The organism is Serratia inhibens (assembly GCF_003591175.1).
GTDB classification, from domain to species: Bacteria; Pseudomonadota; Gammaproteobacteria; order Enterobacterales; family Enterobacteriaceae; genus Serratia; species Serratia inhibens.
The window spans coordinates 163,545-187,021 of the sequence record NZ_QYYG01000001.1 but is presented as its reverse complement, the minus strand read 5'-3'; the positions used below and the strand labels follow the sequence as shown (position 1 = coordinate 187,021).

The 23,477-nt window shown below is 55.4% G+C and carries 21 protein-coding genes and 1 pseudogene; 11 read left to right on the top strand and 11 right to left on the bottom strand.

Annotated features, from left to right (window positions below; genetic code table 11):
• The first annotated feature begins 208 nt into the window (after positions 1-208).
• Complete coding sequence (gene azoR, locus D4100_RS00930; RefSeq protein ID WP_006319569.1) at positions 209-814, top strand: FMN-dependent NADH-azoreductase; 606 nt, start codon at positions 209-211, stop codon at positions 812-814.
• 127 nt (positions 815-941) lie between these two features.
• Here the strand turns inward: azoR and D4100_RS00925 are convergent, their stop codons facing one another.
• From D4100_RS00925 to D4100_RS00915, 3 genes are read right to left on the bottom strand one after another with little or no spacing between them, the layout of a single operon-like run.
• The gene (locus D4100_RS00925) at positions 942-1,265 is read right to left on the bottom strand and encodes a YdbL family probable chaperone protein (RefSeq protein WP_006319568.1); all 324 of its coding nucleotides are present in this window, start codon (positions 1,263-1,265) and stop codon (positions 942-944) included.
• A gap of 13 nt (positions 1,266-1,278) precedes the next feature.
• Positions 1,279-1,476, bottom strand: coding sequence for a YnbE family lipoprotein (locus D4100_RS00920; RefSeq protein WP_004945033.1), 198 nt, complete (start codon positions 1,474-1,476; stop codon positions 1,279-1,281).
• Positions 1,473-4,085, bottom strand: a complete 2,613-nt coding sequence (locus tag D4100_RS00915) for a YdbH family protein (RefSeq protein ID WP_119802608.1) — start codon at positions 4,083-4,085, stop codon at positions 1,473-1,475. Before D4100_RS00915 ends, D4100_RS00920 begins: the two co-directional genes overlap by 4 nt.
• Positions 4,086-4,558: 473 nt before the next feature.
• Between D4100_RS00915 and D4100_RS00910 the strand changes: the two genes are divergently transcribed.
• On the top strand, positions 4,559-5,551 hold the full coding sequence (locus tag D4100_RS00910) for a 2-hydroxyacid dehydrogenase (protein WP_006319566.1): 993 nt from the start codon (positions 4,559-4,561) through the stop codon (positions 5,549-5,551).
• Positions 5,552-5,571: 20 nt separating this feature from the next.
• Complete coding sequence (hslJ, locus tag D4100_RS00905) at positions 5,572-6,000, top strand: heat shock protein HslJ (RefSeq protein ID WP_006319565.1); 429 nt, start codon at positions 5,572-5,574, stop codon at positions 5,998-6,000.
• A 44-nt stretch (positions 6,001-6,044) separates the two neighbouring features.
• Here hslJ and D4100_RS00900 read toward each other — a convergent pair whose 3' ends face one another.
• Together D4100_RS00900 and D4100_RS00895 are read right to left on the bottom strand one after the other, a co-directional pair.
• Positions 6,045-6,305 carry a DUF333 domain-containing protein gene (locus D4100_RS00900; RefSeq protein WP_006319564.1) on the bottom strand — a complete coding sequence of 87 codons (261 nt, stop codon included), beginning with the start codon at positions 6,303-6,305 and terminating at the stop codon, positions 6,045-6,047.
• A 546-nt stretch (positions 6,306-6,851) separates the two neighbouring features.
• Positions 6,852-7,184, bottom strand: coding sequence for an SMR family transporter (locus D4100_RS00895; protein ID WP_006319563.1), 333 nt, complete (start codon positions 7,182-7,184; stop codon positions 6,852-6,854).
• Between the two features lie 248 nt (positions 7,185-7,432).
• Here D4100_RS00895 and nifJ point away from each other — a divergent pair, with 248 nt between their 5' ends.
• Complete coding sequence (gene nifJ / locus D4100_RS00890) at positions 7,433-10,966, top strand: pyruvate:ferredoxin (flavodoxin) oxidoreductase (RefSeq protein WP_119802606.1); 3,534 nt, start codon at positions 7,433-7,435, stop codon at positions 10,964-10,966.
• 260 nt (positions 10,967-11,226) lie between these two features.
• On the opposite strand, the gene D4100_RS00880 is transcribed toward nifJ, so the two are convergent.
• Positions 11,227-11,829, bottom strand: a complete 603-nt coding sequence (locus D4100_RS00880) for an XRE family transcriptional regulator (RefSeq protein ID WP_119802604.1) — start codon at positions 11,827-11,829, stop codon at positions 11,227-11,229.
• Between the two features lie 43 nt (positions 11,830-11,872).
• Here D4100_RS00880 and D4100_RS00875 point away from each other — a divergent pair, with 43 nt between their 5' ends.
• From D4100_RS00875 to D4100_RS00860, 4 genes and pseudogenes are all read left to right on the top strand, one after another.
• On the top strand, positions 11,873-12,586 hold the full coding sequence (locus D4100_RS00875; RefSeq protein ID WP_119802602.1) for a B3/B4 domain-containing protein: 714 nt from the start codon (positions 11,873-11,875) through the stop codon (positions 12,584-12,586).
• Between the two features lie 16 nt (positions 12,587-12,602).
• Positions 12,603-12,840, top strand: a pseudogene (locus D4100_RS25855) (site-specific integrase); the annotation flags it as partial.
• A gap of 47 nt (positions 12,841-12,887) precedes the next feature.
• Complete coding sequence (gene ttcA / locus D4100_RS00865) at positions 12,888-13,826, top strand: tRNA 2-thiocytidine(32) synthetase TtcA (protein WP_006319558.1); 939 nt, start codon at positions 12,888-12,890, stop codon at positions 13,824-13,826.
• A 142-nt stretch (positions 13,827-13,968) separates the two neighbouring features.
• Positions 13,969-14,367, top strand: coding sequence for a VOC family protein (locus D4100_RS00860; protein ID WP_006319557.1), 399 nt, complete (start codon positions 13,969-13,971; stop codon positions 14,365-14,367).
• A gap of 219 nt (positions 14,368-14,586) precedes the next feature.
• Here the strand turns inward: D4100_RS00860 and zntB are convergent, their stop codons facing one another.
• Positions 14,587-15,570: a zinc transporter ZntB gene (zntB, locus tag D4100_RS00855; protein ID WP_006319556.1), complete on the bottom strand. Its 984-nt coding sequence runs from the start codon at positions 15,568-15,570 to the stop codon at positions 14,587-14,589.
• A 146-nt stretch (positions 15,571-15,716) separates the two neighbouring features.
• Between zntB and D4100_RS00850 the strand changes: the two genes are divergently transcribed.
• Entirely contained in the window at positions 15,717-16,787 is a 1,071-nt protein-coding gene (locus D4100_RS00850) for an alpha/beta hydrolase (RefSeq protein ID WP_119802600.1), read from the top strand.
• Positions 16,788-16,841: 54 nt separating this feature from the next.
• Here the strand turns inward: D4100_RS00850 and D4100_RS00845 are convergent, their stop codons facing one another.
• Positions 16,842-18,476 carry a peptide ABC transporter substrate-binding protein gene (locus D4100_RS00845; RefSeq protein WP_043912595.1) on the bottom strand — a complete coding sequence of 545 codons (1,635 nt, stop codon included), beginning with the start codon at positions 18,474-18,476 and terminating at the stop codon, positions 16,842-16,844.
• A gap of 158 nt (positions 18,477-18,634) precedes the next feature.
• Positions 18,635-18,985 (bottom strand): hypothetical protein, encoded by a 351-nt coding sequence (locus D4100_RS00840; protein WP_004945080.1) that lies wholly within the window; start codon positions 18,983-18,985, stop codon positions 18,635-18,637.
• Between the two features lie 207 nt (positions 18,986-19,192).
• Between D4100_RS00840 and mpaA the strand changes: the two genes are divergently transcribed.
• Complete coding sequence (gene mpaA, locus D4100_RS00835) at positions 19,193-19,900, top strand: murein tripeptide amidase MpaA (RefSeq protein WP_006319552.1); 708 nt, start codon at positions 19,193-19,195, stop codon at positions 19,898-19,900.
• Here the strand turns inward: mpaA and ycjG are convergent.
• Entirely contained in the window at positions 19,897-20,877 is a 981-nt protein-coding gene (gene ycjG / locus D4100_RS00830; protein WP_006319551.1) for an L-Ala-D/L-Glu epimerase, read from the bottom strand. The two genes, mpaA and ycjG, sit on opposite strands and share 4 nt — an antisense overlap.
• Before the next feature lie 223 nt (positions 20,878-21,100).
• Between ycjG and tpx the strand changes: the two genes are divergently transcribed.
• Complete coding sequence (gene tpx, locus D4100_RS00825; RefSeq protein ID WP_006319550.1) at positions 21,101-21,604, top strand: thiol peroxidase; 504 nt, start codon at positions 21,101-21,103, stop codon at positions 21,602-21,604.
• A gap of 62 nt (positions 21,605-21,666) precedes the next feature.
• On the opposite strand, the gene tyrR is transcribed toward tpx, so the two are convergent.
• Complete coding sequence (tyrR, locus tag D4100_RS00820) at positions 21,667-23,238, bottom strand: transcriptional regulator TyrR (protein WP_006319549.1); 1,572 nt, start codon at positions 23,236-23,238, stop codon at positions 21,667-21,669.
• Between the last annotated feature and the right edge of the window lie 239 nt (positions 23,239-23,477).

The window sequence follows — 23,477 nt, the reverse complement described above, 5'->3', positions numbered from 1 at the left end:
TGGCACGGTTTCAGCTTTAGCCGCTCAGAGTATCACAAGCCGCTTTTTCCCCATAACGCCTCTGTTCAAGAGGCATTGAGTCATTCAATAAAATCGAACAAAGAACTCGAAATATTGCGCTATCACTGTTGGATAAATGTGAATAAAGTGTACCGCATGCAAGGGACGCTTTGTCCTGATGTCACTGTCATAACGTAAGGAATTACCGATGAGCAAAGTATTGGTTCTCAAATCAAGCATCCTGGCGGGCTATTCTCAGTCTAATCAACTGGCCGACTTCTTCGTGGAACAGTGGGCCAACACCCACGGCAACGACACCATTACCGTCCGCGATCTGGCCGCACAGCCAATCCCGGTGCTTGACGGCGAACTGGTTGGCGCGCTGCGCCCTTCCGATACGCCACTGACCCCACGTCAGCAAGAAGCGCTGGCGCTGTCAGACGAACTGATTGCCGAGCTGCAGGCCAATGACACCATCGTTATGGCGGCGCCGATGTATAACTTCAACATCCCGACCCAGCTGAAAAACTATTTCGACCTGATTGCCCGCGCCGGCGTGACCTTCCGTTACACCGAAAACGGCCCGGAAGGCCTGGTGAAAGGCAAGCGCGCCATCATCCTGACCAGCCGCGGCGGCATTCATAAAGGCACCGCAACCGATCTGGTTGAACCTTATCTGCGTCTGTTCCTGGGCTTCATCGGCATTACCGACGTTGAGTTCGTGTTCGCCGAAGGTATCGCCTACGGCCCGGACGTCGCAACCAAAGCGCAGGCCGATGCCAAGGCCGTGCTGGCGCAGGTTGTTGCCGCCTGATGCTTATCGCAGGGGCAGTATGCCCCTGCCGAACCACACAGGCCTGCGTTAACGCCCGTCAAACTTGTACTGCCCTCAAAATAATTCCCGATCTGTATCGCGATTGCGCGCCAAACGGCGCGCTTTTTTATTTCTTCAACCACTGGCCATTAATGCCGCGCACATACTCCCCCGCAGGCGCACGCGTCACCAGCTTCTGCCCGGCCATACGCGCCACTTCATCAATGGCGATATGGTTACCGTCCGCCACTTCCTGATATTTTAGGGTTCGCCCGGCGTTAATGTTTTTCACCAAAGTCAGGGTTTCGGCGTCCTGTTTGACCGGCGCAATATAGCCGCTAAGCGTCTCGCCCACACGGCCCTGCTGTTTGGCTTCATCAAGCGTCAGCGCCATCGCCATACCACTGAATAACCAGGCGGCACCCATCAAGCCTAAATAACATTTTTTCATTTTTGTTTGGCTCCTAGAACAGACCGCTTTGGGTTTTCAGCAGATTATCCACGTCCTTATCCACCTTGATATGAATTTCATGTTCGATCTTCACGTTCATATTGATGGTAATCGGGTCTTTGGGCGTCGCGACCTCAATACGCGGCACGCAGCCGCTCAGTAAAGACGTGCCCAACACGGCGACCAGCAAGGGTCCGCTGATGATTTTCATGGTTGTTCCCCAGGTTTTGAGAGGGCCTGTTCAAGCCACTCCTGTAAATTGTCGCCAAAACGCAGACTGCGCCATAGCTGAAACACGTTTTCCTGATGGGTATAATTCAGGATAACCTCACGTTTGGCACTTTTCTGCGGATTTACCCCGTCAATGCGCGCTTTTAGCGTCAGCTCGCCCAGGTTATCGAGATCGACACTGGCCTGAGAACGGTTGATCTCCATGTAGCGCAGCCAGTCTATCGCCGCGCCGGTCGCCAAATTATTGCTGCCGATAGCATCGGCCATGTCCTTGTCCAGCCGCAGCGTCAGCATGCCAGCATTGGCGATCCACCCATTGCGCACCAGCCATTTGGGGTGATTGAGGTACAAAGGCAGTTCGCCGTCGACCTTGCCGGACATGGCAAACTGCTTTGGCTTCAACGCGGTAAACAGCGCGCTGAGATCCACTTTATCCAGCTTCAGCACCGCAGCATCATGTTGCGGCATCCGCAATGCCGACAGGCTGATATGCCCGTTCAGCGCATCCAGGCCGACATTGCTCAGCGTTAACGGCGCCGGCTCGCTGTAGGGATAAAAGCCCTGAAGATCGGCAGTGATATTCTGCATTTCGAACAGGTTGCTGAATGACTTGATGCGCAACGTTACCGGCCGTTTGGCGCCCAGTTGCCACAAATGATTTTTGAATCGGTAGGACATGACAAAATCCAGACCGCTCATCTCACCGTCCTTCAGCCACATGCCGCCATTGTTCACGACCCAGTGGCCTCCGGCTTCAAAGCCCTGCACGCGGGCAGCCGAGAAGGCCGACTGAGCATAAAACTCGCCATCGCGCAGCGTGATATTGAGATCCGGCGAGATCAGTGGCTGGAATACTTTCAGCGATTGTTTCGGCCACCAGCCTTCACCGCGCAGCCGTTCGCCGTCCCAGCGGCCATGCAGCGCTATTGGCCCAATCTGTTCCGCCTGCAATTTGCCCTGCCACTGGAAGCTGTCCGGCGTGGTGCCTTTAAGCTGTAGCGCCAGCACCGGCGAGGGTAAATGGCCACCGTCCGTAAAGCTGACCTTGCCGGCAACCAGTTGTATATCGGCATTGAACGCCGGGTTCCGCTCACCACGCTGCCAGCGCAGTGGCTGACCAAGGCTGAGACGCGGCGCATCCACCGTCACCAGGCCGTACTTCAGCTTGTCGAAGCCGGTGGAAAGACGGTCGAGAACAATCGTCGTGTCCTGCCAACTGCCGCTGCCGGCAACGTCCCAGGCCGCCTGCAACGGCGGTAACTGACCCTTTCCCCAATAGCGCCATTGCCAGTTGCCGTGATCCGGCCAAAAATCCTGTGCCTTACCGTCCAGGTGCAGTTTAAAACGCCCCCAGTAGCTGTCGCTGGCGTTGATGATGGCCTGCAGGCGGCCGGTAATGCCGGCGGCGGTAACCTTGACGCCGGCCAGCGGCAGGCGCGCCTCTTCCAGCTTCATTTCTGGCGAGGCGTTGCCCCACAGACGCAGCAACGACCCTGGTTGCAAGACCAGCGTCGGATTAAGGATAGTGCCACTGAGAATACCGGGAATAGAAGCGGTCATGGAAAAATCGGCCAGATTAGCCTGGCCGGTCAGTTGGAAGCGCAGATCGCTGTCAATCAATCCGACCTTGCCCGGCCCCAGCGTCAACACTGCATTGCCTTTACCATTGTGACCGGCGGTAATGACATTCAAACGAGCGCTGATTTGGGTTTCATCCAGCCCCTTGCTCCAGTCGTGCAGTGCCACGCTCAGCCCGCCGTTAAGCGGCTGCCGGCTATAGGGCCAACGCCACTCTCCTTGATTGATGCTGACCTGCTGCGGGGTGATTTCCCAGGGTAACGTCACCAGCGGTTTATCGTCGCCCTTTTCCGTTAGCGTCAACACGCCTTGCTGCTGTTGCCAGCGCATATCGAGCAGCAACGGCTTTTCCAGATAGCCGGTTTGCATCTCGCCCTGCAACGCGCCCTGAACGGGCATGCTGTCCAAATCCAGCGGGATGGCAATCTTGCCGGTCAGATGCAGCGGTTGCGAGCTGTTGGGCGGAGTAAGCGTCAGGCTGTTCAGCGTCAGTTGCTGGTGATCATCCAACACGGCTTCGGCGCTGAGGTTTTTCCCCTGATACTGCAGACGTTGGCCACCAGCCGAAGCGTGCAATTGCAGTTTGCCGGCATAGTGTTGCCACGGGATCACCGTGAAATCATTGATGGTGATATCCAGCAGCGGCAATTGTTTTTGCACCCTGTCGAGCGCCAGAGGAGCGCTGTCGGCATCGCCGGCTGGCAATTTTGATAAACAGGCGCTATCAATGCTGAGTTTGTCGCCGATCAGTTGCCAGCGCCCCTGCCGATAAGCCAACCGGGTCGGCCCCACGGCGGCCAGCAAACAATCCTGCGCGGTAAATCGGGCGCCATCCAGTTGCAAGGCCCCCTGCTGCCACCGCAGTTTACCCTGCAAAACCAACTGACTGCCCTGCGGCAACCAATGGGTAAGCACGCGCGGCAGCCAGCGCGGCAGCGTTTGCCACAGCGCCAACAGCAGGATCACAATACCCATCACAATCCCTATGAATACTTTCAATCGCTTAGTCATTAAATGATTGCTTCATTCCTGAGTTGGGCATTAATCCCCCGAACCGAACGCCGTGTAGGGTAAGTCTATGCCTGAATTGGCAATAATGATGGCACGAATTTGACATAGGGTGAAGTCGATAGCGCAGGCAACGCCTGTTCAGGCGGGTTTCCAGTCATCAATGCTGACTCTGTAGGGTTTAGTTACATATTCACTGCGTGAATACGTTATGTTTCGGACTTTTGTTATTGTAGTTGCCTTTGTTCATTAATAGTCTTGCAAGCATTCTAACAAAAGTCAGCCGCGAGCTTACTGTACTAGAGAAGCCATTCCCCACCCCCCGTGGGGATTTTTTTGCCTCGCTCTCCGCCGCCTCCCGCTACTCTTAAACCTGCCCTCAATAAAAATCTCACCCATGCCGGAATGAGCTAACCAATTGTAGAATTTACTAAAATCTGTTAAATTTGTCACAAAATCACGGTGGAGAAACCACGATGAAATTGGCGATATACAGCACCAAACAGTATGACCGTAAATATCTCGAACTGGTGAATCAACAGTTTGGCTATGAGCTGGAATTCTTCGACTTTCTGCTCAGCAAGAAAACCGCCAAAACTGCCGCCGGTTGCAAAGCGGTATGCATTTTCGTCAATGACGACGGCAGCCGTGAAGTGCTTGAAGAACTGGCGGCGTTGGGGGTTGAAATCCTGGCCCTGCGCTGCGCCGGTTTCAACAATGTGGACCTGGACGCCGCCAAAGAATTGGGCATCAAAGTAGTACGCGTGCCGGCTTATTCGCCGGAGGCAGTGGCGGAACACGCCGTAGGGATGATGATGTGCCTTAACCGCCGCATCCACCGCGCCTACCAACGCACCCGCGACGCCAACTTCTCGCTTGAGGGGCTGATCGGCTTCAACATGCATAATCGCACCGCCGGGGTGATTGGCACCGGTAAAATTGGTGTGGCGACCATGCGCATCCTGAAAGGGTTCGGCATGAAACTGTTGGCTTACGATCCCTACCCAAGTGCGCAGGCGCTGGAGTTGGGCGCAGAATATGTTGATCTGAAAACGCTGTACGCGCAATCAGACGTGATCACCCTGCACTGCCCTCTGACGCCGGAAAACCATCATCTGCTGAATACCGACGCTTTTGCCATGATGAGAGACGGCGTCATGATCATCAACACCAGCCGCGGCGGGCTGATTGATTCCTCGGCGGCGATTGACGCGCTGAAGCAACAAAAAATCGGCGCTCTGGGGATGGACGTGTATGAGAATGAACGCGACTTGTTCTTCGAAGACAAATCCAATGACGTGATTCAGGATGACGTATTCCGCCGTCTGTCAGCCTGTCACAACGTGTTGTTCACCGGTCACCAGGCTTTCCTGACTGAGGAGGCGCTGACCAGCATTTCGGAAACCACGCTGAAAAACGTCAACCAGTTGGATCGCGGGGAAAATTGCCCTAATCAGCTTAATGCCTGAATTTTCAGTGAGGAAAACGCATGAAAAAGTGTCTGTCGGCGGCGTTAGCGGCGCTGTTATTAGCGGGGTGTGGAATGAACCAGAACAGTAAAACCGTTACGGAAAGCGACCTGTTACATCACAATTTCGTGCTGCAAAGCGTGGACGGCGTTGCGGTGAAGCCACAGCCCGGTAGCGCCCCAAGTATTGAGTTCGGTGAAAAAATGCATGTTTCCGGCGCGATGTGTAACCGTTTCTTCGGCAGCGGCCAGTTGCAAAACGGCGTGCTGACGGTGCAAAACCTGGCCTCAACGCGCAAGCTGTGTACCGATGAGCAACGCAATCAGTGGGATCAAACGATCGGCGCAGTGCTGGGAAAAGGCGCAAAAGTCAGCCTTAACGCTCAGCAACTCACGCTGAGCGGTGGCGACCATATCCTGGTATATACCCTGCGAGACTGGGTGCAGTGATCCCTGTTTACCAGGCTGCTAAAGCGGCCTGGTCTTCTTTCGCCTTAACCGGCGGTTGAGCAAGCTCCTTGCCCCAGAGTCCACTCTTCACACTGCTTGCCGTTCGGCATCTGGCACATTCTTACCGCCTCGCCGTTTAAATTATGAGCCACGGTAGTGACGCCACCCACGCTGGCGCAATTGGCGCTGGTCTGTAACGTATTGATTCTTGCACTATTGCCCTGCTGAACTGGTTCTTCATTCTTGCTGCTGCATGCGGCCAAAAGCAGTACGGCGCCGGCAAGCAGCCACGTTGATTTTTGCATTATTTTCACTCCTGAACCCGGAACTGCGCTGTGTAAAATCGCCATTGCTGATAACTCGCGTCACTTTAATGCGGACACGTTCAGTTATCTTTGATGCAAACCCGTTTAATTTAGCCTGATAAATTAATTATGGAAATATATTCCTGCAATTATTTGGCGTTTATTTGAACAGAATCGACATTATTATCGTTACAGGATTTCTTTCCCTCTGATACCCATCGGGTGTCAAAGGTCGGCGACGTAACACGGCTTGCAGACAAAGGAGTTTCAATCGCGAGGGGCAGCGGTCACCACATTCGAATTTTACCAGCGAGTGAAGTCGTGTCGGTGGCCTTGGGCGGCTGCGCAACTCTTGGCTATCGGCGTGGGAGATATTGCGAACTTTGCGGTTACGGATTAATACATTCGTGACATTCAGGTTGCAGCTTCATTGGCCCAAACTGAAATGATCAGGGGGTTAATCCCTTATTTTCCGTTATTTACTCCTGAATTATTCAGCCAGCGTCACTGAATGTCACGCCGGCTATTTTCACATTAAAATAACAATCAATGAGCCGCCGTTTTCGACAGTAAATTAATCACCAGTACGCCGGCAATAATTAATCCCATGCCGATCACCGCCGGTAGATCCAGCTTTTGCTGATAGACAAATACGGCAGCTATCGACACCAGAACAATGCCCATACCCGACCAAATAGCATAAACAATCCCCAGCGGCATGGTTTTCACCACCATCGACAGCCCCCAGAAAGCCACGGCGTAGCCCACGATAACCGCCAGCGACGGCCACAATCGGGTAAAACCTTCGGAGGCTTTCAGCATGGTGGTGGCGATCACTTCAGCAACAATCGCCATGGTCAAATAGATAAATCCGCTCATCGTCTTTTCTTCTGTAAGTGAACATGTTCACCAGTATGGCGCGTCGTGAATAAATTGTCGTTAAACCACCCGATTAATTCTCCGTTTTAAAACGATTTTTATCGAAGATATTACCTGCGCGTGCTTCCTGCCGATTTTTCGCCCGCCACACAAACGCGATAAAGGGCCAATATATCCCTCTGCTAGACTTTGTTAATTACTGCAAGAGGCAACTTTTGCGGCTTTTTGAGCAATGAAAGGTAAAGTCGATGATTACTACAGATGGTAATAATGCAGTCGCTTCCGTCGCCTATCGCACCAGCGAAGTGATTGCCATCTACCCGATCACCCCCAGTTCAACCATGGCGGAACAGGCGGATGCCTGGTCCGGCGACGGTCGTCCAAACATCTGGGGAGACGTGCCGCGCGTGATGGAAATGCAGTCGGAAGGCGGAGCCATCGCCACGGTGCACGGTGCGCTGCAAACCGGCGCGCTGTCGACCTCATTCACCTCATCGCAGGGCCTGCTGCTGATGATCCCGACACTGTACAAACTGGCCGGTGAATTGACGCCGTTTGTATTGCACGTCGCCGCACGCACCGTGGCGACCCATGCGCTGTCGATCTTCGGCGATCATTCCGACGTAATGGCCGTACGTCAGACCGGTTGCGCCATGCTGTGCGCCAGTAGCGTCCAGGAAGCGCAAGACTTTGCGCTGATTTCCCAAACGGCGTCCCTCAACAGTCGCCTGCCGTTTATTCATTTTTTTGATGGTTTCCGCACCTCGCACGAAATCAATAAAATCGTGCCGCTGGACGACGACGCCCTGCGCAAGATGCTGCCGCAGGAGGCGATTGACGCCCACCGCAGCCGTGCGCTGTCGCCGGATCACCCGGTGGTGCGCGGCACTTCCGCTAATCCGGATACCTATTTCCAGTCGCGTGAAGCCACTAATCCCTGGTACGACAGCGCCTGCCAGCATGTGATTGATGCAATGGATAAATTTGCGCAGATCACCGGGCGGGCATATCAACCCTTTGAATATTACGGCCACCCGCAGGCCGAGCGTGTAGTGATCCTGATGGGTTCCGCGATCGGCACCTGCGAAGAGGCGATTGACACCCTGTTGACGCGTGGCGAAAAGGTCGGCGTATTGAAAGTGCGGTTGTTCAGGCCCTTCTCCGCTCGGCACCTGCTCAGCGTGCTGCCGGAAAGTGCCCGGAAAATCGCCGTACTGGACCGCACCAAAGAGCCTGGCGCGCTGGCGGAGCCGCTGTACCTGGATGTGATGACCGCGCTGGCCGAGGCCTTCAGCCGTGGCGAACGCGCGGACATGCCGATGGTGATCGGTGGCCGTTACGGTTTGTCTTCGAAGGAGTTCGGGCCGGACTGTGCATTGGCGGTATTCAACGAGCTGCAACTTGCCAGACCGCGTCCGCGCTTCACCGTCGGTATTTTCGACGATGTGACCGGCCTTTCCCTGCCGCTCAGCGAAGAAACCCTGCCGCAGCGCGCTTCGCTGGAGGCGTTGTTCTACGGCCTGGGCAGCGACGGCTCCGTCTCCGCCACCAAGAACAACATCAAAATCATCGGCAACAGCACGCCGATGTACGCACAAGGGTATTTTGTCTACGACTCCAAAAAGGCCGGCGGCCTGACGGTTTCTCACCTGCGCGTCAGCGAACAGCCGATCAATTCGGCCTATCTGGTCAGCCGCGCCGACTTCGTCGGTTGCCATCAACTGCAGTTTATCGATACCTACCAGATGGCGGAGCGTCTGAAGCCCGGCGGCATCTTCCTGCTTAACACGCCATACGGTGCCGAAGAGGCGTGGTCACGGCTACCGCAGGAAGTTCAGGCGGTGCTGCAACAGCGCCAGGCTCGTTTCTATATTATCAACGCGGCAAAACTGGCACGCGAGTGCCAACTCGGAGCGCGCATCAATACCGTTATGCAGATGGCGTTTTTCCGACTCACGCAAATTCTGCCGGGCGACTTGGCACTGCAGCAACTGCGGGACGCTATCGCCCGCAGCTACGGCAGCAAAGGCCAGGAGATCGTCGAACGCAACTGGCAAGCGCTGGATGCCACGCTTGATGCATTGATTGAGATCCCGCTGCAACCGGTCGACGCCGGCAGCCCGCTGCGCCCACCGGTAGTCTCGGATGCCGCACCCGACTTTGTCAAAACCGTTACCGCCGCGATGCTGGCCGGGTTGGGCGATGCGCTGCCGGTCTCGGCCTTCCCACCGGACGGAACCTGGCCGGTCGGCACTACCCAATGGGAGAAACGCAATATCGCCGAGACGATCCCGCTCTGGCAGCCGGATCTCTGCACCCAGTGCAACCACTGCGTCGCCGCTTGCCCGCACTCCGCCATTCGCGCCAAAGTGGTGCAACCGCAGGCGATGGAGCACGCCCCCGCCAGCTTGCAGTCGCTGGATGTCAAAGCGCGTGATATGCGCGGCCAGAAGTATGTGCTGCAGGTAGCGCCGGAAGATTGTACCGGCTGTAACCTGTGCGTAGAGGTGTGTCCGGCCAAAGATCGCCAGAATCCGGACATCAAGGCGATCAACATGGCTTCGCGGCTCGATAATCTCGATGCGGAAAAACGGCATTACGATTTCTTCCTGCAATTGCCGGAGATCGACCCGGCGCAGATTGAGCGCATCGACATCCGCACTTCGCAGTTGATCTCGCCGCTGTTCGAATATTCCGGCGCCTGCTCGGGCTGCGGCGAGACGCCGTACATCAAGCTGCTGACCCAGCTCTACGGCGACCGGCTGCTGATTGCCAATGCCACCGGATGTTCATCGATTTACGGCGGTAATCTGCCGACCACGCCTTATACCACCAACGCCGAAGGCCGCGGCCCGGCGTGGGCCAACTCGCTGTTCGAAGATAACGCCGAATTTGGTCTGGGCTTCAGGTTGACGGTCGATCAGCACCGGAGTCGTGTGCTGCGGTTGCTGAATACCCTGTCGCCGCAACTGCCGGAGCCGTTGGTCAACGCTTTGCAGATGCAGGACGTCGCGCCCGAACCACGCCGCAAACAGATCGCTGAATTGCGTGGCCTGCTGGCGCAGATCGAGGGTGACGACGCTCGCCAACTGGCGACCGACGCCGATTATCTGGTGGATAAATCCATCTGGCTGATTGGCGGCGACGGCTGGGCCTACGATATTGGTTTCGGCGGTTTGGATCACGTCCTCAGTCTGACCGAGAACGTCAACATGCTGGTGCTGGATACCCAGTGTTACTCCAACACTGGCGGGCAACAGTCGAAAGCCACGCCGCTCGGTGCGGTAACCAAGTTCGGCGAGCACGGCAAACGAAAGGCACGCAAGGATCTGGGCGTCAGTATGATGATGTACGGCCATGTCTATGTGGCGCAGATTTCGCTGGGGGCACAGCTTAACCAGACGGTGAAGGCCATTCAGGAAGCAGAGGCCTATCCGGGCCCATCACTGATTATCGCCTACAGCCCGTGCGAGGAGCACGGTTACGATTTGGCGCTCAGCCACGATCAGATGAAACAGTTGACTGCCACCGGTTTCTGGCCGCTGTACCGTTTCGATCCGCGCCGCACCGACCAGGGTAAACCCGCGCTGGCGCTGGATTCTCGGCCGCCAAACAGCGAGCTGACCGAAACCCTGCTCAAAGAACAGCGCTTCCGCCGCCTGAACTCGCAGCAGCCGGAGGTCGCCAGTGCGCTGTACCAGGCCGCAGAGAAAGAGCTGAAAGAGAAGTACGACTTCCTCAGTATGTTGGCCGGCAAGACGGAAAAATCGTCCGCCGAGTAAATACCCCTTCAGGGCGCGATCGGTTCGCGCCCTGCTTCCAGCCAGCTTTGCCGCTGGGCTTCTTTTACCGCACCGCGTACGTAGCTTTCTTTTCCCTGCCATTGCGCAACGTCGAACCGCGCCTTCTCAATCACCGGCTGATAACGACGTAAAACAAAGCAATAACCCGGCCTGCAAGAATTTTCGCATAGTCCCCGCTACCATGATGAACCCTTATACAGTTCTGCCGTTGGGATAACGCCCGGCAAACCGGCAATATGTCAGGAGTGAAGTTCGGCTACGGTCATGGTGAAGAGCAGCTTTCCCTCACCCCGATTGGCATAATGATGCGGCACATCGGTGCTGGCGACGGCAGAAGAACCCGCAGGAATAATCATCTCGGTACTCCCCACCTTCAGGCTGAGAACGCCCTGCTCAACATGCAGCAGCTCGAAGGTGCCTTGAGGATGGCCCGCTGAGGCAAACAGCTCATCAGGAAACATCTCCCAGCGCCACAGCTCAATCATATCCGGCCCGCGCGTCCCCGCCAGCAAACGGGCTGTACCGCCTGAGTCACCCGTCCATAATGTAGGTATTTCCTTTTTATCGATAAGGTAAGCGGAGGGCGCATCGGTGACATTAACGATATCGGCTACAGAAAGGCCCAGCGCCGCCGCTATTTTGCACAATATGGCAATGCTCGGGTTAGCTGCACCCTTCTCGATTTCTACCAGCATCCCTTTGCTGACACCGGCCCTGCGTGACAGCTCATCAAGGGTCAATTTCTTGTTTTTTCGGTGCTGTTTGATGGTGCTTGAAACCGCTTCATTGACGGTTTGAATATCCGCGCCGTGCTCGGTCGATATATTGACTTTATTGGTCATTAGTCATTACCATGAAATAAATTAGTCATTATAGGATTATCAGATGTTTTCAGTTCTTCCGTCAATCGATCCCAAAGTGTCCTCCGTGGCACCCGGCTTCAGAGCCTTGAGCATTGCCGTTGAAGCCGCACCTATTACCAACCCGAGGATTGCCGACCAGGCTTTGAAACAGGCTTGTCATTCGATTTCTGCGGGTGACGCGCCCTGGGCCGAGGCTCATCTTGCCGCCTGGGGAGAGGCATTTACCCGATTCGGCGCCAAACCCAAACGCACCCCTTGTTCAGCGGAAGCTTTGCGCAAACGGGTTCTGCGAGACGGCTCGCTACCCAGTATTGATCCCGTTGTTGATCTTTATAATGCCATCAGCATTCGCTATGCCATTCCCGTTGGCGGGGAAAATGTTGAAGCCTATGTCGGGCAACCCAGGTTAGTGGTTGCCGATGGAAGCGAGCTGTTTGATACGGTGAAAGACGGTGAGGTTACGCATGAATCGCCGGAACCGGGGGAAGTGGTCTGGCGCGACGATCTGGGTGTAACTTGCCGTCGCTGGAACTGGCGCCAGGGGGTAAGAACCCGGCTGAACGCAGATGCCGGCAAGATGTGGTTTATTCTGGAAAGCCTGCCGGCCATGCCGTTACAGGCGCTGTATGATGCCGGTGAAGAGTTGATCGAGGGGCTGCATCAGATGATGCCGGGCGTAAAAACCGAGCAGACACTGATTGGTTTCGATCTGGCTGAAGAGCACCAAACAAAGTAAAAAAGACGGCTTTCGCTCCTCATTGGGCCATGTCTGGGGCTGATGCATAAAACGCGCTGGTATTCGGCGGCGTAATCCGTACCATACGCGACATACTTTTGCCTGCTGGTTGCTGCCAGCTGGCGCGAACCCATTTTTATCGCAAACCAGATGGGGCATGATATGCACAAAGGGCCTTCAAGGCCTAAGGTGCAAAGCGGGAAGATATGAATACTGACCCAAATAGCCTGTTGAATGCTAAACTCTCGGTCTAAATATCATGCCCCCATAGTGCCCCCCATTGAAAACGAGCACGATTTAAATGTCAGAAAAACAAACCGTTAGTCAAAAAGAGCAGTACAACCTCAACAAATTGCAAAAGCGCCTGCGTCGCAACGTGGGCCAGGCGATCGCCGATTTCAACATGATTGAAGAAGGCGACCGCATCATGGTCTGCCTGTCCGGTGGCAAAGACAGCTACACCATGCTGGAAATCCTGCGCAACCTGCAGCAAAGCGCGCCGGTGAACTTCTCGCTGGTTGCGGTCAACCTCGACCAGAAACAGCCGGGCTTCCCCGAGCATATCCTGCCGGCTTATCTGGAAAACCTGGGGGTGGAATACAAGATTGTCGAGGAAAATACCTACAGCATCGTCAAAGACAAGATCCCTGAAGGCAAAACCACCTGCTCACTGTGTTCTCGCCTGCGCCGCGGCATTCTTTACCGCACCGCCACCGAGCTGGGCGCGACCAAGATTGCCCTCGGCCACCACCGTGACGACATTCTGCAAACGCTGTTCCTCAATATGTTCTATGGCGGCAAGCTGAAAGGCATGCCACCCAAGCTGATGAGCGACGATGGCAAGCATGTGGTGATCCGTCCGCTGGCCTATTGCCGCGAAAAAGACATCGAGCGTTTCTCGGTGGCTAAAGAATTCCCCATTATTCCGTGTAATCTGTGCGGTTCGCAGCCAAACCTGCAACGTCAGGTGATTGGCGACATGCTGCGCGACTGGGATAAACGCTATCCGGGCCGCCTGGAAACCATGTTCAGCGCAATGCAAAACGTGGTGCCTTCACACCTGAGCGATTACAACCTTTTTGATTTCAAAGAGATTCACCACGGCAGTGAAGTGGTTGACGGTGGCGATCTGGCTTTTGATCGTGAAGATATTCCGATGCAACCGGTCGGCTGGCAGCCAGAAGATGCGGATGAAGCCGCACCGGCGCTGGAACGTTTAAACGTTCTCGAAATCAAGTAAACCGCTGCGCCGCCCGTTTTCTGCGGGCGGCGTTTCTGCCCGCAGACAGTTTTCGATCCTGCTCACAATTCCAGCATAATTTATCGGACAGTGCCGTCTTTACTCTATACTGTACATTTATACAGTCACAAGGAGATTGCCGATGAACATTACCCCCTGCGTATCCCACGTTTCCCTGGGCACCAATCATTTCGATGCCGCCGCCGAATTCTACGATAGCACGCTCTCCGCATTAGGTTGCCGACGAGTGCTGGAGCATCCTGGCGCTATTGGCTATGGCCGTGATTACCCGGAGTTCTGGTTGCAGGTGCCGATAGACAACCAACCCGCAGCGACCGGTAACGGTATGCACGTAGGTTTTTTCGCCACCAGCAAGCAGCAGGTCGATGATTTTTACCGGTTGGCGTTACAGGCAGGCGCAAAAGATGAAGGAGCCCCTGGATCACGGCCGCACTATGGCGAAGCCTATTACGGGTGCTTTGTGCGCGACCTGGACGGGCATAAAATCGAGGCCAGTTTCTGGGACGAAAGCGCGGCCTGAAGGCGGTAAATTGCAGACAAAAAAATGCCGGTGGTTAGACCGGCATCGTATGAATCAATGTGCTATGCAGTAATTCTAAATAATAAGAAAGTAAGACAATTATGGAGCGCAACGCCCATCGCTTGACGTTGCATTCACCTGCGAGAGAGATCATGCCCCATTTTCCCGAGGCAAAAGTTGATATCGCTCAATGTTAACCGGGTTTTCACGCTTTTTTGGCTACAGCCAACGGCTGCGTTTCAGCCACCAGGCCACACCGAGCACCAGGCCCGTCAGCATCAGGCAAAAGGTGGCAAAGCCAAAGGGATTACCGCCACCAGGAATGCCGCCCAGGTTAACGCCGAACAATCCGGTCAAAAACGTGGTGGGCAAGAACACCATTGCCAGTAGCGACATGGTGTAAGTACGGCGGTTCATGGCATCGGCCATCACGGTGGTGATTTCATCGGAAAGGATCGCGGTGCGCGCAATGCTGCCATCCAGATCGTCCAGGCCGCGCCCCAGCCGGTCGGCAACATCTTGCATGCGCCGTCGGTCGTCATCGTTCATCCAGGGCAACCGCTCGCTCGCCAGCCGGGAAAATACGTCGCGCTGCGGCGCCATGTAGCGGCGCAACACAATCAGTTGTTTGCGTATCAGTGCCAACTGCCCGCGCTCCGGAATTTGCTGCTCCAAAAGCGCATCTTCCAAATCGATGATCTTATCGTGCAGATCCTCTATAAAATCGCTGGTGTGATCGTTCAAGGCATCGGCAATTTCCACCAGCCAGTTGCCGCTGTTGGTTGGCCCAGTACCGCTTTGCAGATCGCTCACCACCTGATCGATGGAGTACACCTTACGATGTCGGGTAGAAACGATCAGTTTATCGGTCATATAAACGCGAATGGTCACCAACTGATCCGGCCGCGAGTTGGCGTTGAAATTAATACTGCGCAACGTGATCATGGTGCCATCGCCCAAGCGGCTGACCCTCGGACGCGAGCTTTCCCCCGATAACGCTTCTCTTACCGCATCCGGCAACAACGGCGTAGTGTTCAGCCATTCAGCGCTGGCCGGGTGCGCATAATCCAGATGCAGCCAGCAAGGCTCATCGCAGGTGATTTTATCATCGTAGTCAATCGATGTTACGCCGCCCTTGCCATCGAGCTGGTAGGCATACACCGCATCAGGAACCTGTAACTCGCGCCCCTCAATGACATCCATTCCTTATCCCCTTCGCTTTTCAGTTACACCAGAGTCTAGCGTTAATGCTTTGCGACTCAAAGATAAAGCCACCCGATGGTTACCCCTGACCCGCGCCTTATGCGTTAACATGGGTGAATAATGCCCAACTTTCAGCCCGGTCCCCCATGAAATGCACATCGACGTTACTGCTGGCCTCTGTTTTGACACTGGCTCCTGCGCCTTTTTATCCGCTGTTTGCCGCAGATAATTCACTCGAGGGCATCGCTGATGCCTATCAGCTCAAGCTCGATGACTCGGCAGGTAATTTGCCTTACTACGTCGTAAAATCCCACGGGCGCACGCCACATTCCGCTTTAGTCGTGCTGCACGGTTACCCCAGGGATGCCGGAAAAACGCTGACTGCGGCCCTGAAGGCGGCCCAACTGGCAGATAAAACCGACGACACTTTACTGGTTGCGCCGCTCTATCCGGTTCCCGCCGCTCAGGCCAGGCGCTGCCATTCGCCCGGCGTTCCTGCGGCGCAGCCGGATGATACATTGTGGAGTTGCAGTTCCTGGATCGAGGGTGGGTTGGATTTACAGTCAAGAGTCAGCTCGTTTTCCGCACTTGACCAATTGATCGCCGAGCTGAAAATCAAATGGCCGCAGTTACGGCAGGTCACTGTCGCTGGGTTTTCCGCCGGCGCGCAGTTCGTGCAGCACTATGTCGGGTTTGCGGAACCGCCCACCGGCGTGAGCCTGCGTTATGTCGTGTCCGACCCCGGCAGTTGGCTTTACTTTGATCGTTTTCGGCCACAGCCGGTTGCCGACTGGCGTAGCTGTAGTCAGGAAAAAGGCTGCGGCTTTACCTGGACGGAAATGACCGCTGACTCATGCCCAAACCTAAATCGCTGGAAATACGGTATTGAAAATATCCCCGGGTTTCACGGTCAAACCCGCGAAACTGTGCGCCAACGCTATGCCGCGGCGGACATCACTTATATTGAGGGCGAAAAAGATACCGGGCACGCACCCGGCACCTTCTACAAGATACTCGACAAATCCTGTGCTGCGCAGGCTCAGGGCCCCTATCGTCTGCAACGCGGCGTCGCCTATGCGGCTTACGATCGGCGTTTTATCGCCCCGAGTGTCAAGCGTCAGTTACTGATCGTCCCCGGCTGCGCGCACGACGTGTCTTGCATATTTCCTTCCTCTGTTGCGCGCAGCGCGTTGTTTGTGTCGCCATTAGCCAAATAAAAGCCCCGCATTTGAGCGGGGCCTGAAAAGTACCTTAAGAACAACGCTGATCAATCAGTGCTGCAAAATATACATCGTCTGGCTGTAAGCCACGTCTTCCGGATTGGTGATCGGGTAACCTTTTACCCAAGGCTTGATCAGGCGACCGTTGGTGTACTGGTAAATTGGCGCGATCGGTGCCTGTTCCGCAATGATCTGTTCCGCTTTATTGTAATCCGCCGTCAGAGCCTTTGCGTTGGTTTCCCGGCTGGCCTGCGCCAGCAGATTGTCATACCTGGCGCTCTTGAATTTGGCGATGTTGCCGCTGTGGGATGAACTCAACAACGACAGGAAGGTCGATGCCTCGTTGTAATCGCCCACCCAGGAAGCACGCACTACGTCGAAGTTACCGGTGTTGCGGCTGTCGATATAGGTTTTCCATTCCTGGTTTTGCAGCTTGACGTCAATACCGAGCGTTTTCTTCCACATCGAAGCCACGGCAATCGCGATTTTCTGATGGCTTTCAGAGGTGTTGTACAGCAATGTCAGCTTTAACGGGTTATTTGGGCCGTAGCCGGCGGCCTGCATCAGCGTCTTGGCCTGCGCATTCAGTTCCGCCTGCGATTGCTGCTGCATCAGGCTCACTTCCGGTTTAAACCCGGCGGTGACGTCCGGTGTGAAGTGATAAGCCGGTTTCTCACCGGTGCCCAGCACTTTTTCGGCAATAATTTTACGGTCGATCGCATAAGACAGCGCTTTACGCACTCGCACATCGTTGGTCGGCGCACGTTGGGTATTGAAGGCGTAATAATAGGTACCGAGCTGATCCGGGGTATAAACCTGGTCCGGGATATCTTTCAGCAACTTCTGGTACATGTTTTTCGGGAAGGACTCAGTGATATCAATGTCGCCGGCCAGATAGCGCTTGGTGGCATTGGACTCCTGGTTGATCGGCACAAAGGTTACTTTGGTCAGCACGGTATGTGCGTGATCCCAGTAATGTTCATTTGGCGTCAGCACCAGTTTCTCGTTGACCACACGTTCCTGCAGTTTGAATGCACCATTGCCCACCAGGTTGCCGACTTTGGTCCAGTCATTGCCGAACTTCTCCACCACCGACCGGTTCACCGGGAACAGGCTGAAGTTGGCGGTCAGGCTGACAAAATAGGGTACCGGTTTGTTCAACTGCACTTTAAAGGTGTAATCGTCCAACGCCGTTACGCCCAGCTTGTCGGCAGGCAGCTTGCCTGCAATGATCTCGTCGGCGTTCTGAATACCGGCCAATTGGGCGAACCAGGCGAAAGGTGACAGATTTTTCGGCTCGACCAGGCGTTGCCAGCTATAAACGAAATCTTTTGCCGTTACAGGGTCACCGTTTGACCAGCGCGCATCTTTGCGCAACGTGAAGATATAGGTTTGGTTATCGGACGTTTGCCAACGGGTGGCAACGCCAGGGATCACCTTGCCGTTGGCATCCTGATTCACCAGCCCTTCGAACAGATCGCGTGCCAATTGCGCCTCCGGCAACCCCACTGCCTTGATCGGATCCAGCGAAGCCGGCTCATCTTTAATATGACGCACAATTTCCTGCTTTTCCGCCAGAGTGGTGCCTGGGGGAACCTGCGCCGCCATCGCGCTGCTTAATCCTGCGCCAATAGCCACTGCACACAACGCCAAACGAAAACCTTGCTGAATTTTTCTTCTCGTCATTCTGATTCATCCCCGTTAACCATCTGAATTTTTTATCATATAGCACAAGATCCCTCTCACCTATAGCTCAGGGCGGACAAGATGCAAAAACTGAGGGCCAGACAATAAAAAATGCCCGTGCGACAGCGTCGGCACGGGCATTTTGGTCTCAGGCGTGATTAGTCGTAAAGATGAATGCTGTTGATGCGGTAGCTGAACTCTTCACCCTCTTCCTCGTCGAAAATGGTGAAGAAGCTTTGTTCGGCGAGCGGTTTAGAATAAATATCGGTCTTCTGCATCTGGCGCGACTCGGCATCGTCATAACCATAGTCGAGATAGAAGGTGTTTTTCTGGTAGTCGACGTGCAGGGTAAAGGGATAATTGGACTCATCGCCGCGCCCATCGTCATTCTTCACCACGCCGAACCATTCCCCCTGACGGATCTGGTTTTCCTCATCCACGCCGCACAGCAGCGTGATGGTATCCTTTTCATTTTCGCTATAGCTGGCAACTATTCTGGCTACTGGCATGTTAAATCCCCTGCTTGGTTATTGGGTTAGCTTTGCCGATAGTATAACAACAGCGAAATGGCCGGCGCGGTTTTATTGTTGCCTGCGCCAACGCACAGCTCACATATCAGGCAAAGGTGAAACGATTGCTCTGGGAAAGATGAGCCAAAGCGTAATACACTGAATAAAATGATAATGACTCTCGACGTTTAACCCAGGGACAACACCATGATCCAGCATCGACCGCGCAGTGAACGTGGCCAATTGGCCGTTGCAGGAGAGAATTACGGCAGTTCGCTGTTAGGCGCACCGTTGCTCTATTTCCCCGCAGCCATCAGCGGCCCGGAAACCGGGCTGATCATCGCCGGTACCCACGGTGACGAGGGGGCCGCTATCGTCACCCTTTCTTGTGCGCTACGCAGCATTGCGCCAAACCGGCTGCGCCATCACGTGGTGTTGGCGGTCAATCCCGACGGCTGCCAACTGGGGTTGCGCGCCAATGCCAACGGCGTTGACCTGAACCGTAACTTCCCCGCCGCCAACTGGCGCTCCGGCGATACGGTTTATCGTTGGAACAGTGCGGCAGAAGCGCGGGACGTCAAGCTGTCAACCGGCGGCCGTCCCGGTTCGGAACCGGAAACCCAGGCGCTGTGTCACCTGATTCATCGGCTGAAACCGCGCTGGGTAGTGTCGTTTCATGAACCCTTGGCCTGCATTGAAGATCCCGCCAGTTCCCAACTCGGTGTCTGGCTTTCACATAAATTTGCCTTGCCGCTGGTCACCAGCGTGGGTTACGAAACGCCGGGTTCGTTCGGCAGTTGGTGCGCCGATTTGTCGCTGCCTTGCATTACCGCCGAGTTTCCGCCAATTTCCGCCGATGCCGCCAGCGAGAGTTACCTCGATGCGATGGCAGAGTTGCTGACCTACCAGGATTAATTCTGCCGCGGGGCGAGATTGATCGCCCCATAGTCGAAATCCAGCCCCGCATCAACGTCCCGTGCCAGCCAGGTTGGGCCATCCAAATCCACAAAGCGCGCTCCCGGGGCCAGCGGTAACGCCGCGTTGATTGCCCGTGAAGTACACAACATGCAGCCGAGCATAATGGCAAACCCCTGCTCCCGCGCCTGCGCAGCCAGCGCGAGCGCTTCCGTCAGGCCACCGGTTTTATCCAGTTTGATATTGACCATCTGATAGCGGCCGATAAGCGCCGGCAGATCGCGGCGGGTGTGGCAGCTCTCATCGGCACAAATCGGCAGCGGGTGGATAAAGTTCTCCAGCGCGCCGTCATCGGCGGCAGACAGTGGCTGTTCCAACATCGCCACGTCCAGATCCGCCAACAGTTGACAACGCGCCGCCAGCCCCTCCGCCTGCCAGGATTCGTTGGCATCGACGATCAGCGTCGCATTCGGCACCGCTGCGCGGATAGCCACCAGTCGTTCGCTGATCAGGTGATTATCCAGCTTGATTTTCAACAGACGAGCGCCCTGCTGGTCGAGTTCGCGCGCAGCGAACGCCATGGCCTCCGGCGAGCCGATGCTGACGGTTTGCGCCATCAGGATGCGTTCCGGCTCCATGACACCGCTGCGCTGCCAGCGGCTCTGGCCGCTTAGACGGCACTCCAGATCCCATAGCGCCGAATCCACCGCATTCCGCGCCGCGCCCGCCGGCATCAGAGACTGCAATTGCTCACGCGTCACTCCCCGCTCGATAGCCGGTGCCACCTCGGCCAGTTGCGCCAGCACCGAGGCTTCACTTTCGCCATAGCGCGCATACGGCGTACATTCGCCGATACCGCGTACACCCTGCAGTTCAATCTCGACCACCACCACTTTCGCTTCGGTGCGGCTGCCGCGGGCAATGACAAAGGCGGTATGCAATGGCCAGGCTTCTGGGTAAAAACGCATGCTTCTCATAACGGCTCCTGAGCAAAAATAGCGCATAAAATCGGGCGAACAGGCGAATAGTTTTTGGACACAACCTAATATATACAACTATTTAGCAAACTTTATATATCCAACCCACAATTGTTGACTTAAACTGACGCCAGGGCGTGAACCTAATGGTAATCCCAGCCATTGGGACTGTTTTATTAGGCTCATACCCTTTGTATAAACACCTGTAAAAGGAACCAAGCCAATGACTCAGACAGTACATTTCCAAGGTAACCCGGTCAGCGTTGCAGGCCACCTGCCACAGTCGGGCGAACAAGCCAAAGCATTCTCGCTGGTTGCCAAAGACCTGTCAGACGTAGCGCTAAGCAGCTTCGCGGGTAAACGCAAAGTCCTGAACATCTTCCCAAGTATTGATACCGGCGTTTGCGCTGCCTCGGTACGTAAATTCAACCAACTGGCGAGCGGTCTGGATAATACCGTGGTGCTGTGCATCTCCTCCGATCTGCCGTTCGCCCAGTCACGCTTCTGCGGCGCGGAAGGCCTGAGCAACGTAGTGACGCTGTCCACCCTGCGTGGCGCGGAATTCAAACAGGCTTACGGCGTTGAAATCGCTGAAGGCCCGTTGGCGGGTCTGACGGCGCGTGCGGTCGTGGTGCTGGATGGCCAGGATAATGTGCTGTACAGCGAGTTGGTGAATGAGATCACCAACGAGCCGGATTACGATGCTGCGCTGGCTGCACTGAAGTGATGTAACCAGGGCCGGCTTTCGCGGGCTCTGATCAGCGAAACGGGCGCCTCGGCGCCCGTTTTTTATTCTTCGCTTTCCCCTGTCGCCTTGCGGCTGCTCAACCCATACTCACGCAGCTTATTGGCGATCGCGGTATGTGAAACCCCCAGACGCTTCGCCAGTTTTCTCGTACTCGGGTAAGTGCGGTACAACCGCGTCAGCACCGAACGCTCGAAACGCTTGCTGATATCGTCCAGCGAACCGTCCAGCACTTCGTCGCCCAGCGACATCTCGACCTCAAACTCCGGCAATACGATATCCTGCGGACGCAGTTCAAAGCCTTCAGTTTGCGTCAGAGCGCGGTAAATGGCGTTTTTCAGCTGCCGCACGTTACCTGGCCAACCGTACTTGCTGAGGAAACTGCCCAGATCGTTCGCCAACTTCGGCCGCGCCACACCCTGTTCGTCGGCAAAGCGCGCCACAAACAGCTCGGTCAACGGCATGATGTCCTGCGGACGCTCGCGCAGCGGCGGAATAGTGATGGTCAGTACGTTAAGGCGATAATAGAGGTCCTCGCGGAATTCACCGCGCTGCACCAGCTCAGTCAAGTTTTTCTGGGTGGCGCAGATGACTCGCACATCCACGTGTACTTCATGCTCTTCCCCTACGCGGCGGAAAGTGCCGTCGTTGATGAAACGCAGCAGTTTGGTTTGCATTCGCGGCGACATTTCACCGATCTCATCCAGCAGCACCGAGCCGCCGTGCGCCTGCTCGAAGAAGCCCTTTTTGCCTTCCAGCGCATTGGGATAAGCGCCAGGCGCATGGCCGAACAATTCGCTTTCCACCACGTCATCCGGCAGTGCCGCGCAATTTAACGCCAGAAACGGCTGTTTGCCGCGTGGGCTGCGCAGGTGGCAGGCGCGAGCCAGGATGTCTTTGCCGGTGCCGGTGTCGCCGACCAGCAGCAATGGCGCATCCAGCATCGCCAGTTTACGGGCCTGCTCCAGCACCTGGCGCATTTTCGGGCTGACGGCCACGATATGATCGAATTCGGTATCGTCGTTCACCGACAGGTTCTGTAGCTGGCGCCCCATGCGCGCGGTCGACTTGAGCATGACCACCGCACCAACGGTGGCGTTCTGCTGGTTTTCGTCTTCCAGGTAGATGGGCGTGATATCCATCAGGAAATCCTGACTGCGGATCACGACACGTTCTGAGTGCGGCGCCGTTTGTTCGCTCTCCAGCCAGCGGTTGAAGTTATAGCCACCAATCAGAGCCGTAGCCGTTTGATTGCGGATTTTATCTTCGCTGAAGCTGAACAACACCTGTGCTGCCGGGTTGGCCAACTCGACCTTGCCCCGCATATCAATCGAAAATACCGGCTCCGGCATCGACTCCAGCAGCGCCCGCAACGCACGGTGTTCGCGCTCGGATGGCATGAAGTTAACGGTGCGCACGTCGGTCACACCGGCAATGCGGCGGATTTCCGCCATCAGCGCGCGGAAGGTGTCAAAATCCAGCTGGGAAAAATTGAGGTAAATGCGGCCGATGGGATCGATTTCGATACCCCGTAAATCAATGCTGCGCGATACCAAAAGATCGAGTAATTCTCGAGTCAGACCGAGTCGGTCTTCGCAAAATACTTCCAAACGCATCAGTATTGGCCTTATCTCTGCAGGTGCGGGGATGACTGACGATGATGATACTCTCTCACCCCGAGCGGTAGAAGCAATCTGTCAGCAAAAGTTGACAGAACTCTGATTTATCGCTGTCGTTGATGATTTTAAACGCAAGTAAATAACACCATCGGCGTCATTTTAGTTCATTCGCAGAGAGTTATGATAACCGGCAATAATTTTTTAGATAAATATAATGTGATTGCAGGGAGATCGTC